The organism is uncultured Flavobacterium sp. (genome assembly GCF_963922255.1).
GTDB lineage: Bacteria > Bacteroidota > Bacteroidia > Flavobacteriales > Flavobacteriaceae > Flavobacterium.
Map to the genome: position 1 here is coordinate 34,799 of NZ_CAWUIC010000006.1, position 16,357 is coordinate 51,155.

Annotated in this window: 9 protein-coding genes; 5 read left to right on the top strand and 4 right to left on the bottom strand. The window is 31.3% G+C overall.

Annotated elements, in window-relative coordinates:
* Positions 1–45: 45 nt before the first annotated feature.
* The 5 genes from asnB to secDF all read left to right on the top strand — a co-directional run bounded on the left by asnB (position 46) and on the right by secDF (position 8,990).
* Complete coding sequence (gene asnB, locus AABJ49_RS06350; protein ID WP_338377098.1) at positions 46–1,710, top strand: asparagine synthase B; 1,665 nt, start codon at positions 46–48, stop codon at positions 1,708–1,710.
* A gap of 250 nt (positions 1,711–1,960) precedes the next feature.
* A complete protein-coding gene (gene gyrB, locus AABJ49_RS06355) occupies positions 1,961–3,904 on the top strand; it encodes a DNA topoisomerase (ATP-hydrolyzing) subunit B (RefSeq protein WP_338377100.1) in 1,944 nt (647 codons plus the stop codon).
* Between the two features lies 1 nt (position 3,905).
* The gene (locus AABJ49_RS06360) at positions 3,906–4,910 is read left to right on the top strand and encodes a DUF6588 family protein (protein WP_338377102.1); all 1,005 of its coding nucleotides are present in this window, start codon (positions 3,906–3,908) and stop codon (positions 4,908–4,910) included.
* 26 nt (positions 4,911–4,936) lie between these two features.
* A complete protein-coding gene (mdh, locus tag AABJ49_RS06365) occupies positions 4,937–5,869 on the top strand; it encodes a malate dehydrogenase (protein WP_338377104.1) in 933 nt (310 codons plus the stop codon).
* A 184-nt stretch (positions 5,870–6,053) separates the two neighbouring features.
* The gene (gene secDF / locus AABJ49_RS06370; protein WP_338377106.1) at positions 6,054–8,990 is read left to right on the top strand and encodes a protein translocase subunit SecDF; all 2,937 of its coding nucleotides are present in this window, start codon (positions 6,054–6,056) and stop codon (positions 8,988–8,990) included.
* 72 nt (positions 8,991–9,062) lie between these two features.
* On the opposite strand, the gene AABJ49_RS06375 is transcribed toward secDF, so the two are convergent.
* The 4 genes from AABJ49_RS06375 to AABJ49_RS06390 all read right to left on the bottom strand — a co-directional run bounded on the left by AABJ49_RS06375 (position 9,063) and on the right by AABJ49_RS06390 (position 16,284).
* Positions 9,063–11,462: a glycoside hydrolase family 31 protein gene (locus tag AABJ49_RS06375; RefSeq protein WP_338377109.1), complete on the bottom strand. Its 2,400-nt coding sequence runs from the start codon at positions 11,460–11,462 to the stop codon at positions 9,063–9,065.
* A 232-nt stretch (positions 11,463–11,694) separates the two neighbouring features.
* A complete protein-coding gene (gene glgB / locus AABJ49_RS06380; protein WP_338377110.1) occupies positions 11,695–13,602 on the bottom strand; it encodes a 1,4-alpha-glucan branching protein GlgB in 1,908 nt (635 codons plus the stop codon).
* Positions 13,603–13,605: 3 nt separating this feature from the next.
* Positions 13,606–14,871, bottom strand: coding sequence for a glucose-1-phosphate adenylyltransferase (locus AABJ49_RS06385; RefSeq protein WP_338377112.1), 1,266 nt, complete (start codon positions 14,869–14,871; stop codon positions 13,606–13,608).
* A 3-nt stretch (positions 14,872–14,874) separates the two neighbouring features.
* Entirely contained in the window at positions 14,875–16,284 is a 1,410-nt protein-coding gene (locus AABJ49_RS06390) for a glycogen/starch synthase (RefSeq protein WP_338377114.1), read from the bottom strand.
* Positions 16,285–16,357: the final 73 nt, after the last annotated feature.

Below are 16,357 nucleotides of genomic sequence, written 5' to 3' on the forward strand. Positions count from 1 at the left end.
TAACAATTAAACAGTTACACAAATAAACGATTAAACAATATAATTATGTGCGGAATAGTATGTGCCTTCGACCTAAAACAAAAAGCTGAAACCTTAAGACCTAAAGTTTTAGAAATGTCAAAAACCATTCGTCATCGTGGACCAGATTGGAGCGGAATTTATAGTGATGAAAAAGCAATCATTGCTCATGAACGTTTAGCTATTGTTGATCCAGCTTCAGGAAAACAACCTTTGTTTACAAAAGATAAAAGTTTGGTTTTAGCAGCCAATGGAGAAATTTATAACCACAGACAATTAAGAAAACAATTTGAAGGTAAATATCAATTTCAAACAGAAAGTGACTGCGAAGTTATTTTAGCTTTATACCAAGAAAAAGGAGTTCACTTTATTGATGAAATGAACGGAATTTTTGGATTTGCAATTTATGACGTGGCAAAAGATGAATATTTCATTGCTCGTGATCATATGGGAATTATACCTTTATATATTGGTTGGGACGAACACGGAACATTTTATGTAGCTTCAGAATTAAAAGCTTTAGAAGGAGTTTGTACAAAAATTGAATTATTTCCACCAGGACATTATATGTCAAGCAAAGATGGAGAATTTGTACAATGGTATAAAAGAGAATGGACAGAATTTGAAGCAGTAAAAGAAAACGAAACCAGTATCATTGAAATTAAAACAGCCTTAGAAGCTGCTGTAAAAAGACAATTGATGAGTGATGTTCCTTATGGAGTTTTGCTTTCTGGAGGTTTAGATTCATCTATTACTTCAGCTATAGCTAAAAAATATGCTCAAAAACGAATTGAGTCAGATAGTAAAATAGATGCTTGGTATCCACAATTGCATTCATTTGCAGTAGGATTAGAAGGTTCACCTGATTTAGCTGCTGCTCAAAAAGTAGCCGATCATTTGGGAACGATTCATCATGAAATTAAATTTACTATTCAAGAAGGTTTGGATGCCATTAGAGATGTAATTTATAATATAGAAACGTATGATGTTACAACCATTCGTGCTTCAACACCTATGTATTTAATGGCAAGAGTTATTAAATCAATGGGAATCAAAATGGTTCTTTCGGGAGAAGGTTCAGATGAATTATTTGGAGGTTATTTATATTTTCACAAAGCTCCAAATGCCAGAGAATTTCATGAAGAAACGGTACGTAAATTAAGTAAATTACACATGTACGATTGTTTAAGAGCAAACAAAAGTTTAGCTGCTTGGGGAATTGAAGGTCGTGTGCCATTTTTAGATAAAGAATTTATGGATGTTGCGATGCGAATCAATCCAAAAGACAAAATGATTAACGGAGAGCGTATGGAAAAATGGGTTTTGAGAAAAGCCTTTGAAGATATGTTACCAGAAAGCGTAGCTTGGAGACAAAAAGAACAATTTAGTGATGGAGTAGGTTATAGTTGGATTGATACTTTAAAAGAAGTTGTTGCTAAAGAAGTTTCAGATGAACAATTAGCTAATGCAAAATATAAATTCCCAATTCAAACTCCAACATCTAAAGAGGAATATTATTACCGTTCCATTTTTACAGAACATTTCCCAAGTGATGCAGCAGCTTTAAGTGTTCCGCAGGAAGCAAGTGTAGCTTGTAGTACAAAAATCGCATTAGAATGGGATGAAGCTTTCAAAAACATGAATGATCCATCAGGAAGAGCAGTAGCAAATGTCCATACAGAAGCATACTAGAAGACTAAATTGACAATTATTTTGAAGTCAATAAATCGCTTTTAAAGCACTTTTATAGAATTGCAATTCTTGAACCCGCTAAAAGGGACTAAAATCTAATTTTTGCCTATTTTTATTTGATTTAAGACACTTTTTAGAAATTAACAAATGTTGATAACTTAAAACGATTTAAACCCACTTTTTAGAAACTTTCTCTATCTGAATGACTATATTTGTTTGTTTAATAAAATGAGATTATAAGCGATAAAATATGAGCGAAGAAAACAAGAAGAATAATTATTCAGCTGATAGTATTCAGGCTTTAGAAGGAATGGAGCATGTAAGAATGCGTCCTTCCATGTATATTGGAGATGTAGGTGTTAGAGGACTTCATCATTTAGTGTATGAAGTTGTAGATAATTCTATTGATGAGGCAATGGGAGGTCATTGTGATACAATTAGAGTTGATATTAATGAAGATGGTTCGGTTTCAGTAGAAGATAATGGTCGTGGTATTCCTGTTGGAATTCACAAAAAAGAAGGAGTTTCTGCCCTAGAAGTTGTAATGACTAAAATTGGCGCTGGAGGTAAATTCGATAAAGATTCGTACAAAGTTTCTGGTGGACTTCATGGTGTTGGAGTTTCTGTAGTAAATGCTTTATCTAATAAATTACGTGCTACAGTTCATAGTGCTGATGGAAAAATTTACGAACAAGAATATGAAAGAGGTAAAGCGCTTTATCCAGTAAAACAAATTGGTACTACTGATAAAAGAGGAACAATCGTTACATTTTATCCTGATGATACTATCTTTACACAATCAATTGAGTTTTCTTATGATACTTTGTCTGCTCGTATGCGCGAGTTGTCTTTCTTGAACAAAGGGATTACAATTACTTTTACAGATAAAAGAATAAAAGACGAAGAAGGAAATTTTGTTTCTGAAGTTTTCCATTCCAATGAAGGTCTTAAAGAATATATTAGATATCTAGATGCTAATCGTGAGCCAATTATTGGACATGTGATTTCAATGGATACAGATAAGGGTGAAATTCCTGTTGAAGTGGCATTAATTTACAACACTAGTTATTCTGAAAATATTTTTTCTTACGTAAATAATATCAATACTCACGAAGGAGGAACACATTTACAAGGTTTTAGAACAGGTTTAACTCGTTCTTTAAAGAAATATGCTGATGCTTCGGGAATGCTAGATAAGCTGAAATTTGAAATTTCTGGAGATGACTTCCGTGAAGGATTAACAGCAATTATTTCTGTAAAAGTAGCTGAACCACAATTTGAAGGACAAACCAAAACAAAACTTGGAAATAGAGAAGTGGTTTCTCCAGTTTCTCAAGCGGTTGGAGATATGATTGAAGCTTATTTGGAAGAAAATCCTAATGATGCTAAAATTATTGTTCAAAAAGTAATCTTGGCTGCTCAAGCTCGTCACGCTGCTAAAAAAGCTCGTGAAATGGTTCAAAGAAAAACCGTTATGGGTGGTGGAGGATTACCTGGAAAATTATCGGATTGTTCAGAACAAGATCCAGCAAAATGTGAAGTTTTCCTTGTCGAGGGAGACTCTGCAGGTGGAACCGCAAAACAAGGTCGTGATAGGGCATTTCAAGCTATTTTGCCATTAAGAGGTAAGATTTTGAATGTTGAAAAAGCCATGCAACACAAAGTTTTTGAAAACGAAGAAATTAGAAATATATTTACAGCACTTGGTGTAACTATCGGAACAGAAGAAGATTCTAAAGCGCTAAATCTTTCTAAATTAAGATACCATAAAGTAGTGATTATGTGTGATGCCGATGTCGATGGTAGTCACATTTCTACTCTAATTTTAACGTTCTTCTTCCGTTTTATGAAGGAATTAATTGAAAGAGGACATGTTTATATTGCAACTCCACCTTTATACTTACTTAAAAAAGGTAATAAAAAAGAATATGCTTGGTCAAATGATCAACGTGATTTAATTAATCAAAAAATGGGAGGTTCGGCAGCAATTCAAAGATATAAAGGTCTTGGAGAGATGAATGCTGAGCAACTATGGGATACAACTATGAATCCAGATTTTAGAACATTACGTCAAGTAAATATAGATAGTTTATCCGAAGCAGATAGGATATTCTCAATGTTAATGGGAGATGAGGTTCCACCTCGTAGAGAGTTTATTGAGAAAAATGCAGCTTACGCAAACATTGACGCTTAGGATGAATAAATTTGCTACGATTGTTTTATTTTTATTACTAGGTAGTACTAACCAGTTAAAAGCACAAGATTTAGAAGTATTTCAACAAATAGGGTATCTACTAAATGATGCCCTTTTGTATTCAGATAAATACATAACTCCTGCTACTGATGGAGCTGTTTACCAATCTTCTTCTGGATGGATGACCTCTGCCAAGAAAAAAGAATTAGGTGAAGTTACTTTTGGAGTTAACGCAAATTTGTTTTTTGTGCCAAAAGCAGATAGAACATTTATTGCAAGTAATAGTGATTTTGAGTTTTTCTCCATCGAAGGACAAAATAGTGTTGTTGTTCCGACTGCTCTAGGGAATAATGAGCAATATACTTTAGTAGGAGACTTAGGTGGTTCTGAAGTGCGTTTGAAATCACCAGAAGGAGTTAATGAAGAAACTGTTTTTTATCCTTATCTTCAAGCTGGAGTTGGGTTGTGGTACGGAACAGAGCTTTTAGTAAAGTTCTCTCCAAAAACGCAACTTAAAAAAGGAGATTATCAAGTGTACGGTGCTGGTTTAAAGCATAATTTAGATCAATATTTTTCAGAAAATTTCAATAAAACAATTCACTTATCAGCATTAGTTGCATATTCTAAAGAAAATTTAAGTTTTGATTTTGTAGATATTCAATCAGATTTTGGAACATTAGGAATTAATTCTTTAGGAAGTAGTATTGATACCTATCAAACCCAAATTAATATTTCTAAAACACATAAAAAATTAGAAGTTATTTGGGGAGTTATTTTCAATATTAGTGATTTCAATTATAAGTTTGATGGTGAAAAAGGAACTATTGAAGAAATCATTCCTTTACAAGATATTTTAAATGAAAGAATGAAAGATTTAAGTAAAACTAAACGAAATTTGATAGGAGAATTTTCGGGTAGATACCAATTTAGCAAATTTTTTGTACAAGGTACGCTTGCTTTTGGTAAATTTGTAAACACAAATGTTTCATTACAATACGAATTTTAATTAATAATTACATAAATAACACAAATATGAAAGTTACAATAGTAGGTGCTGGTAATGTAGGTGCTACTTGTGCAGACGTTATCTCTTACAGAGGAATTGCAAGCGAAGTAGTTTTATTAGACATCAAAGAAGGTTTTGCAGAAGGAAAAGCAATGGATATCATGCAATGCTCAACTACAACAGGTTTTAATACTGTAGTTTCTGGAAGCACAAATGATTATTCAAAAACAGCTAAATCGGATGTAGTAGTGATTACTTCTGGAATTCCAAGAAAACCAGGAATGACACGTGAAGAATTAATCGGAATCAATGCTGGAATTGTAAAGTCAGTAGCCGAAAATATTTTACAACATTCTCCAGATGCAATTATCGTTGTAGTATCTAATCCTATGGATACAATGACATACTTAACTTTAAAAGCAACAGGTTTGCCTAAAAACAGAGTTATTGGAATGGGTGGAGCTTTAGATAGTTCTCGTTTCAAATATTTCTTATCACAAGCTTTACAAAAACCATCAAATGATGTGCAAGGAATGGTAATTGGTGGTCATGGTGATACAACTATGATTCCTTTAACAAGATTAGCTTCTTACAATGGTTCTCCAGTTTCTAACTTCATGTCTCAAGAAGAAATGGATAAAGTGGCTGCTTCAACAATGGTTGGTGGTGCAACATTAACAGGTTTATTAGGAACTTCAGCTTGGTATGCTCCAGGAGCTTCTGTAGCGTTTTTAGTAGATTCAATTCTAAACAACCAAAAACGTATGATTCCTTGTTCAGTAATGTTAGATGGTGAATATGGACAAAGCGACATTTGTATTGGTGTGCCATGTATTATTGGTAGAAATGGTGTTGAAGAAATCGTTGATGTTCAATTAAATGATGCTGAAAAAGCTTTATTTGCAAAAAGTGCAGATGCAGTAAGAAACATGAATGCTGATTTAAAATCAGTATTGTAATTTTCTTAAATAGATAAAAATCAGGCTGTTATTTTTTAACAGCCTTTTTTATGAAATATAATTTGACAATTACTTTTTATATTATAGGAATATTTTAACATTAGTACAAAATAAAATTGTTTAATCCTATTGTATATTATATATTTGTCCGTTTTTTAAAATACAATAATTAATTTTTTGAATAATGCAGAATAAAGGACTTATTAAATTTTTCGCAATAATTTTTGCAATCGCATGTATCTATCAATTAACGTTTACATACGTAGCTAATAGTTATGCAGAAAAAGCAAAAGCATTTGCTAATGGAGATTTCGCAAAAGAGCAAAAATACCTAGATTCTATAGGTAAAGAAGAAGTATACTTAGGTAATACTTACAATGAAGTAGTTGCAAAGCAAATCAACAAAGGATTAGACTTAGAAGGGGGTATTAATGTTATTCTTCAAATATCTGTAAAAGATATCTTAAAAGGATTAGCTAATAACACTAAAAACCCTGTTTTTAATAAAGCTTTAGCTGAAACTGCAAAAAACCAAAAAGGGAACCAAACTTACCTTGACGCTTTCTTTGAAACTTTTGATAAAGAAGCAGCTGCATCAAACACTAAAATGTCTAGTCCTGAAATTTTTGGAACAAGAACATTAGATGATGTAATTAAATTTGATATGACTAACGATCAAGTTAAGCCATTAATCAAACAAGAAGTTGCAAAATCAGTTGAAAGTGCTTTTGAAGTTTTAAGAAAACGTATTGACCAATTTGGTGTAACACAACCAAACATTCAAATGTTAGGAGAAACAGGTAGAATTTTAGTAGAATTACCTGGTGCAAAAGATGTGGATCGTATTAAAAAATTATTACAAGGAACAGCTCAATTAGAGTTTTGGGAAACTTACAAAATTGACGAAGTTGCACAATATATAGTTTCAGTAAATGAAGCTTTAAAGAAAACAGAAGTTAAAGAAAAAGATATTAAAGAAACAGTTTCTAAAGGAATTGACTCTTTATTAGTAGACAAAGCTGACTCAACAGCTACTGAATCTAATCCATTATTTGAAAAAATTCAAATTAATCAACAACCAGGAACTTCAGTAATTGGTTATGCAAAACTTTCAGATACAGCAAAAATCAATTCTTATTTTAAAAGAAGTGACATTAAAGCTTTATTGCCAAGTAATTTAGTAGATGTAAAATTTGCATGGGGAAAAGTTAATGAAAAAACTCCAGATATTACTGAATTATATGCATTAAAAGGTAACAGAGAAAATGTTGCTCCAATTAGTGGTGGTGTAATTACTAATGCAACGGATACTTACGACGCATTAGGAAAACCTGCTGTAAGTATGCAAATGAATGGTGCTGGAGCAAAAGCATGGGAAAAAATGACAGGTGAAGTTTCTAAACAAGGAAACGCAATTGCAATTACATTAGATAACACAGTATATTCTGCACCAGGTGTTTCAAAAGGAGCTATCTCTGGAGGTAGTTCTGAAATCTCAGGATCATTCACAATTGAAGAAACTAAAGATTTAGCAAACGTTTTAAGAGCGGGTAAATTACCTGCAAGAGCTGATATTTTACAATCAGATGTAGTGGGTCCATCTTTAGGAAAAGAAGCTATTGAAAGTGGTATGATGTCATTTATTATAGGCTTCTCTTTGGTATTATTATGGATGTTATTCTACTATGGTAAAACAGGTTTTTATGCTAACTTAGCTTTATTAGTAAATATTTTATTCATATTTGGAGTATTAGCAAGTTTCGGAGCTGTATTAACATTACCTGGAATTGCTGGTATCGTTTTAACAATTGGTATGGCAGTTGATGCTAACGTAATTATATTTGAAAGAGCTAAAGAAGAACTTGACTCTGGTAAAACAACTGAAGAAGCAGTAAATTATGCTTATACTTGGAAAGGTGCAATGTCATCTATTATTGATGCTAACGTTACAACTTTTATTACAGCTTTAATTTTATTCTTCTTAGGAACAGGACCAATTAAAGGTTTTGCTACTACTTTATTAATAGGTATTTTAACATCGTTGTTTACTGCAATTTTCATTACAAGAATATTCTTAGATTGGAGTATATCTAAAAGTGAAAAATTAGCGTTTTCAACTTCTATTACAAGAAATTGGTTTAAAAACTTAAACTTCGATTTCTTAGGAAAAAGAAAAATTGCTTATGTAATTTCAGGATTATTAATTGCTTTCAGTTTATTCTCAATTTTTACAAAAGGATTGAATTTAGGAACTGATTTTGTTGGAGGAAGAACTTACCAAGTACGTTTTGATAAAGCTGTGAGTGCTCCAGAAGTTGCTAAAGATTTAGTAGCTACTTTCGGAAGTGCAGAAGCTAAAGTTTTTGGAAACGATAACCAATTAAAAATTACTACTAAATATAAGGTAGATGAAGAAGGTGAAGGAGTAGATAAAGATGTTAATGAAAAATTATATGAGTCTTTAAAGAAATATTTACCAGCTGATTTAACTTACAAGCAGTTTGTAACGTCTTATGATGGTAAAACATATGGTGTAATGCAATCTTCTAAAGTATCTGGAACTATTTCTAAAGATATCAAGACAAACTCTATTTGGGCTGTTTTAGGATCTTTATTTGTTGTTTTCTTATATTTAATGTTATCATTTAGAAAATGGCAATTTGGACTTGGAGCTGTTATTGCAGTTACACATGACGTTATCATTGTATTAGGAATTTTCTCTTTCTTCTATACATTCTTACCTTTCAACATGGAGATTGACCAAGCATTTATAGCAGCTATCTTAACGGTAATTGGTTATTCATTAAATGATACCGTAATTGTTTTTGACCGTATTAGAGAGTATTTAGATTATAATTCAACATCTGACTTTGATGGATTAGTAAATAGAGCAATTAATACAACATTAAGTAGAACAATCAATACTTCTGCTACAACATTAGTAGTATTAGTGGCAATATTCATCTTAGGTGGTGAAACCATTAGAGGATTTGTATTTGCTATTTTAGTAGGTATTTTAGTAGGTACTTATTCTTCTTTATTCGTTGCAACTCCAGTTATGAGAGATTCAATGAGTGAAAAAGAAAAATTAAAAATGGCTCAATTCAAGAAAGAAGACTAGTCAGAAAAATAGAAGTATAAAAAAATCCTGAAATGTAAGTTTCAGGATTTTTTTTGTTTTTTAAATTTAATATTACATTCCAATAATATGAATTTCGGTAAATTCTTTAGAAACAATCATAAAGTTATCAGGAGTTATATTTGATAATTCAAAAATTTCATTGTCTATTTCAATCTTACCAATCTCAAATGGAATTCCGATTAATTTAATTTCAAAAGTGTCATAGGTTGTAATAAATTTACCCGATTTAAATTGTTGAATAGTTATTGAATCTCTTTTTCCAACTAAGGTAAAATTACGTAAACTAAATCTTCCTTTTTTATAATCATACCCATCATGAGCATCTTCATAGACTTCCGATTTTTCTTTTCCTTCTTTAAAATACACATCTAATTGTAATTGTGTAACTTCTTTTTCATCAACATATTGTTGAATTGGATATTTAGGAATAATTGCTCCTTCTTTTACAAAAATAGGCATGCAATCTAAATCTGCATCAACCCACATTTCTTGTTCTCCTTCAATTAATTCATTATTCCAGAAATTGTACCATTTACCTCTTGGAATGTACATTCTTCTTCCTTTTGCATTAGGTTCAGCAATAGGACAAGCTAATATTTTTTCTCCAAAAATAAATTCATCATTTCTATAATGTGTATGTTCGTCTTCTTGGTCAAAAAGTACTAACGATTTTAAAATTGGAACACCTTCTTCAGCATATTTCCAAAAAGCGGTGTATAAATAGGGTAATAATTGATAACGAATTTCGATAAATTTTCTAACAACATCCGTCACAGTTTTATCAAATGTCCAAGGCTCTTGATGTCCATGATCACCAGAAGAATGTGTCCTACAAAACGGATGAAAAATTCCCAATTGAATCCAACGTGCATACAACTCACCATTTGGTTGTTCGGCAAATCCACCAATATCAGAACCAATAAATGAAAAACCTGACATACACATTCTTTGTGCTTGAATGTTTGCAATATTCAAATGATCCCAAGAAGCTACGTTATCACCAGTCCAAGATGAAGTATAGCGTTGAGTTCCAGAATAAGCAGAACGAGTAATAGCAAAAGGTCTTTTTGGATAAGCAAATTTCTTAATTCCTTGATAAGTTGCTCTTGCCATTTGCATACCATAAATATTATGCGCTTTTCGATGACTACAAGGATTTCCATCATAATCATGACGAACATCATCTGGAAAAGTTTTTCCAGGAACATCCATTACGGCTGGTTCATTCATATCATTCCAAACACCAGCAACACCAACATCTTCAATTAACTCCTGAAATAAATCTGCCCACCATTCTCTTACTTCTGGTTTTGTAAAATCTGGAAAATAACATTCTCCAGGCCAAACTTTTCCTTTCATATATGGCCCATCTGCTCTTTTACAGAAATAATCTTTATCCAATGCTTCTTTGAAAACAGGATATTCCATATCAATTTTAATTCCAGGATCAATGATAACTATAGTTTTGAATCCATCATCTGCTAATTCTTTTACCATTCGTTTTGGATCAGGAAAATAATCCTTATTCCAAGTGAAACAACGGAAACCTTCCATATAATCGATATCCAAATAAATAGCATCACAAGGAATTTGTAATTCTCTAAACTTAGCAGCAATTTCTTTTACATTAGATTCAGGGTAATAACTCCATTTGCATTGATGATAACCTAATGCCCATAATGGTGGCATCTCGTGAGGTTTCCCAGTTAAATCAGTGTAATTTGCTACTACATCTGACATTTCTGGGCCATAAATAAAATAATAATTCATTTCGCCACCTTGTGCCCAAAAACTAGTAACATTTCTTCTCTCATGACAAAAATCAAAAAAAGAACGAAACGTATTATCAAAAAATATTCCGTAAGATTTACTATGATGCAAGCCTATATAAAACGGAATTGCCTTATAAATGGGATCTGTATCTCTACCATACGCATATGAATCGGTTGCCCAATTTTCAAAACGTTTTCCTTTTAGATTTATGTGTACAGGTTTATCGCCTAGTCCAAAATAACTTTCAGAAGCTTGAGAAATTTTAGACATTTTTACAATGTTTCCACCGTGTTCATAACTTTCTTCCCAATGAAAACCTAACTCATCATCACAAATAAGTTCGTTGGTTTTAGCATCATACATTTGCGTATGGAGGTCTTTTTTATGAATGTGACAAATTAGTTTTTCGGTTTCAATAAAGTATTTTTCATCATCATCACTAATCTCTAATTTGTTATAACCAATACTTGCATATTTTGTGATTGCATAAGAAAAATCTTTTTCAAAAATAGAAGTTGTAGTATATCGAAAACGTATAACGCTATCTCTAACAATTGTTACTTGTAACACTACATCGTTTTCTGTAGTGAAGTACAATCTATCGACATCTTTTTTGTAAGCTATTATTTTGGATGGAAATAAGTTTCCTTTTTGTTCTAATTCAGTGTTTAAAATCATAAATCAATCTGCATTAATATTTATGTAAACCTACTAAATTTAATACTTTTTAAAGGTTTATTTTTGCTAAAAATAGAAGAAATAATTAAACATTTGATAACTAAATGTATATTTTAATGAATAATTCATATTGGAAAGAAATGAACTTATAACTTCTTTTTTGCCACTGATTCACTGATTTTTTTTGAGTTAAAGTTTATATTTTTATCTGTCAATCTGTGGCTCATTTACTTTATTGAATCGAAAACACAACAATTCCTAATGGTGGAACAATAATTTCTGCCGAAAACGATTTTCCGTTCCAAGATTTATTTTCAATAGTTATTTCTTTAACATTCGAAATTCCTGAACCACCAAAATTTTGATTATCACTATTAAAAATTTCAATTAGATTTCCTTGTTTTGGAATTCCTATTCTATATTTTGAATAAGTATTTGGTGTAAAATTGCAAACTATAACTACATCTTCATTTGGGTTGTCTCCTTTTTTAATATAGGATATGACAGAATTTTCATTATCATCATAATTTATCCATTCAAAACCATCATTGACAAACCCTTTTTCAAATAATGCCGGAGTTTTTCTATAAAAAGCATTTAGTTCTTTTATATAATTTTGTGTGTTTAAATGAGGTTCAAATTCTAATAAATTCCAATCTAAACTACTGTCAAAATTCCATTCTTCATATTGACCAAATTCGGTTCCCATAAAATTTAACTTTGTTCCTGGATGCGTAAACATATAACCATACATCAAACGATAATTGGCAAAACGTTGCCATTCATCACCGGGCATTCTTCCTAAAATGGAGTTTTTTCCATAAACTACTTCATCGTGTGAAAGTGGTAACATAAAGTTTTCCGTAAAAGCATAAGCTAAACTAAAAGTAATTTCATTTTGATGGTATTTTCGATAAACGGCATCTTTTTTAAAATATTCTAAAGTATCGTGCATCCAACCCATCATCCATTTCATTCCGAAACCCAAGCCACCTAAATGTACTGGTTTAGTCACTCCATTAAAAGCAGTAGATTCTTCTGCAATTGTCTGAACATCTGGAAACGATTTGTAAATTTCGACATTCAATTCTTTTAGGAAAGAGATTGTATCTAAATTTTCATTTCCTCCAAATTCGTTGGGTTCCCATTCACCAACTTCTCTAGAATAATCTAAATATAACATTGACGCAACCGCATCAACTCGCAAACCATCAACATGATATTGGTCTAACCAAAAAATAGCATTACTAATTAAAAACGAACGAACTTCATTGCGACCATAATTGAAAATTAGACTTTTCCAATCTTGATGATACCCTTTTTGTGGATTGGGATGTTCGTATAAATGAGAACCATCAAAAAATCCTAATCCATGAGCATCTTCCGGAAAGTGGGAAGGAACCCAATCGAGAATAATTCCGATTTCGTTTTGATGTAAACAATCTACTAAATACTTGAATTCTTCGGGATAACCAAAGCGAGAAGTAGGAGCAAAGTAGCCTGTAATTTGATATCCCCAAGAAGGATCATAAGGATATTCCATAATTGGCATGAATTCTACGTGTGTGTAATTCATGTCTTTTAGATACTTGACTAAATCGGTTGCCAACTCAAAATAAGAAAGCGATCTATTTTCTTCAATGACTTTTTTCCAAGAGCCTAAATGCATTTCGTAAACCGAATAAGGTGCGTTTAAGGAATTGTATTTGTGTCTGTTTTTTAACCAATTTTCATCATTCCATTTATAATCATCTTCCCAAACTACGGATGCTGTTTTTGGTGGATGTTCGCATCTTCTGGCATAAGGATCAGCTTTTTCGGTAATACCATTATCAATTTTTGAATGGATTTTGTACTTATAAATAGTTCCTTTTCCGATATTTGGAATAAATCCTTCCCAAATTCCTGATGAATCCCAACGTACATTTAATGAGTGTTCTGCATCAGTCCAATGATTAAAATCTCCAACTACAGAAACCTGATTGGCAGTTGGAGCCCAAACGGCAAAATACGTTCCTTTTACACCATCAATAGTTGTGATGTGCGAACCCATTTTTTCGTATAAACGATAATGCTTTCCACTTTTAAAAAGGTCAATATCGAAATCGGTAAAAAGACTAAACGGTGTTGTATTTGCCATAATTTATAGTGTAAAACCTGAAGGTATTACGGCTTCTTTCTTAATGACAACTATTCCGTCTTTAACAACATAAGTGTCAGTTTCGTCATCTTTTAAATGTGTTCCACCATTTATTTTTACATCATCACCAATCCTACAATTTTTATCGATTATAGCATTGTTAATGTAACAACGTTCACCAATTCCTAACAATATTTTAATGTTGTTTTTTTCAATTTCTTCTAGAGATTCATAATAATCTGTTCCCATCATATAGGTGTTTGAAACTTCAGAATCAGCTCCAATTCTAGAACGGATTCCAATTACTGAATGTTCAATTTTTTTTGCCTGAATAATACAACCTTCTGCTACAACTGATTTATTCAATATTGTTCCAGAATATTTTGTTGTTGGAAGCATTCTTGCTCTAGTATAAATGGCATTACCTTTATCATATAAATTAAACTTAGGAATATCATCTGTTAATCCAAGATTGGCTTCAAAGAAAGAATCGATGTTACCTATATCTGTCCAATATCCTTCATATTGATAGCTAAAAACCTTTTGATTATCTATTGCGTTTGGAATGATTTCTTTTCCAAAATCATTTGTTTCTGGGTTATTCATTAACTCTACAAGAAGTTCTCTATTAAAAATATAAATTCCCATTGAAGCTAAATAGTTTTTACCTTCAGCTTTCATTTCATCACTGGTTTCAGAAGTCCAATTTGGTAATAAATCCGCTGCAGGTTTTTCTATAAAAGAAGTTATTTTGTGTTTAGAATCTGTTTTTAAGATACCAAAACACGGAGCATCTTTTGAATTAACAGGAATGGTTGCAATTGTAATATCTGCTTCGTTCTTTTTATGATTTTCAATCATAGCTTCAAAATCCATTTGGTATAATTGGTCACCAGATAAAATTAATGCATATTTAAAATCGTGACTTAAAAAATGATGCATACTTTGACGTACAGCATCTGCAGTTCCTTGAAACCATGTTTTGTTATCTGGAGTTTGTTCAGCAGCTAATACATCAACAAAAGCACTACTAAAAAAACTAAAACTATAGGTGTTTTTGATGTGTTTATTAAGAGAAGCTGAATTAAATTGTGTCAAAACAAATATTCTTTTGATATCTGAGTTAATACAGTTTGAAATTGGAATATCAACTAATCTATATTTTCCTGCAATAGGTACAGCTGGTTTTGAACGATTTTTTGTTAAAGGATAAAGTCTTGAGCCTTGTCCACCACCTAATATAATTGAAAGCACATCGTTGTTAATCATAATTTATTTTTTAAGTAATGATTGATATAGTTTATTGTATTCATTTGCAGAAACATTCCATGAGTGATCAATTTCCATGATTTCTTTTCTAATTTTATTAAATTTAGTTTTAGAGCTATATAAATTAAGAGCTCTTAAAATGGCATGTAAAATTTGATTGACTTCAACTTCTTCATGAATAATTCCAAAACCGTTATTGTCAATGTCTATCACAGTATCTTTTAAACCACCTATATTTCTCACTATTGGAATTGTACCATATCGTAAAGCGTACATTTGGTTCAAGCCACACGGTTCAACTCTTGAAGGCATTAATAAGAAATCTGCACCAGCATAAATGATGTGTGATAATTTTTCATCGTAACCAATGAAAGCATAGTAATAATTCTTGTGCTTTGAAATTAACGTTTTTAATTTGTTTTGAGTATCTTCATTACCTGAACCTAATACTAAGACTGAAATGTTTTTGTTTTTTAAAGCTATTTCAAGCACTTCTGGAAGTAAATCTGTTCCCTTTTCATAAACTAATCTTCCAATAAATGCAAAAAGAGGTTTCTCGAAATCTAAATTAAAAGTTTCACAAAGCCATTTTTTATTTGCAAGTCTACCAGAATTCAAAGTTCGGTTTTTATAATTTTTAATAATAAATTCATCTGTTTCAGGGTTCCAAACACTTGTATCAATTCCGTTTAAAATTCCATTACATTTTTTGCTTTCGTGTTGTAAAAGACTTTCTAAACCATTGGCATTTTGTTTTAATTCTTCCATATAACTTGGAGAAACTGTGGTAACAGCCCAAGCACATTTTATCGCTGCAGCCAAAGGATTTATCTGATTATTCCAATCCAATAAACCTATGTTGTTTAAATCAAATTTTGGAATTAAATTGATTTTATCATGTGCAAACCAACCTTGATATTGTGCATTATGAATGGTTAAAACAGTTGGAATTTTGTTTAACGATTTAAAATTATGTGCTTCTTGCAACATAAAAGGAATTAAACCCGTATGATGATCGTGACAATGAATAATTGACGGTTTCTTTTTCCATGTCAAAATCCAATCTAAAGTTGCAATTTGAAAAGCCAAGAAACGATTAGTATCATCAGATGAATATACATACTCTTTGAAAAGCAAATCAGGAACATCAATTAAAAAGACATCAAAGTCTAAAGCATTCTTTTTGAATTCTAACACACGAAAAGAAAAGTCTTTACTTCCTAATTTTAATTTTGACTCATATATAGTTTTAAATTCATTAGAACTTGTAAACTTGTTATCATAAAAAGGCATAATAACTTGCGAAGTAATTTTAGAAGATTTTTGATATTTTGGTAATGCTCCAACAACATCTGCAAGACCACCAACTTTAGCAATTGGATAGCATTCTGCACTAATATGAGTAATTTTCATTTTTAAACTTTAATTAGATTAAAAAGGTAAGAAAAAAAAAAGTATTTTAAGAATGAAAAAAAACTTTTGAATA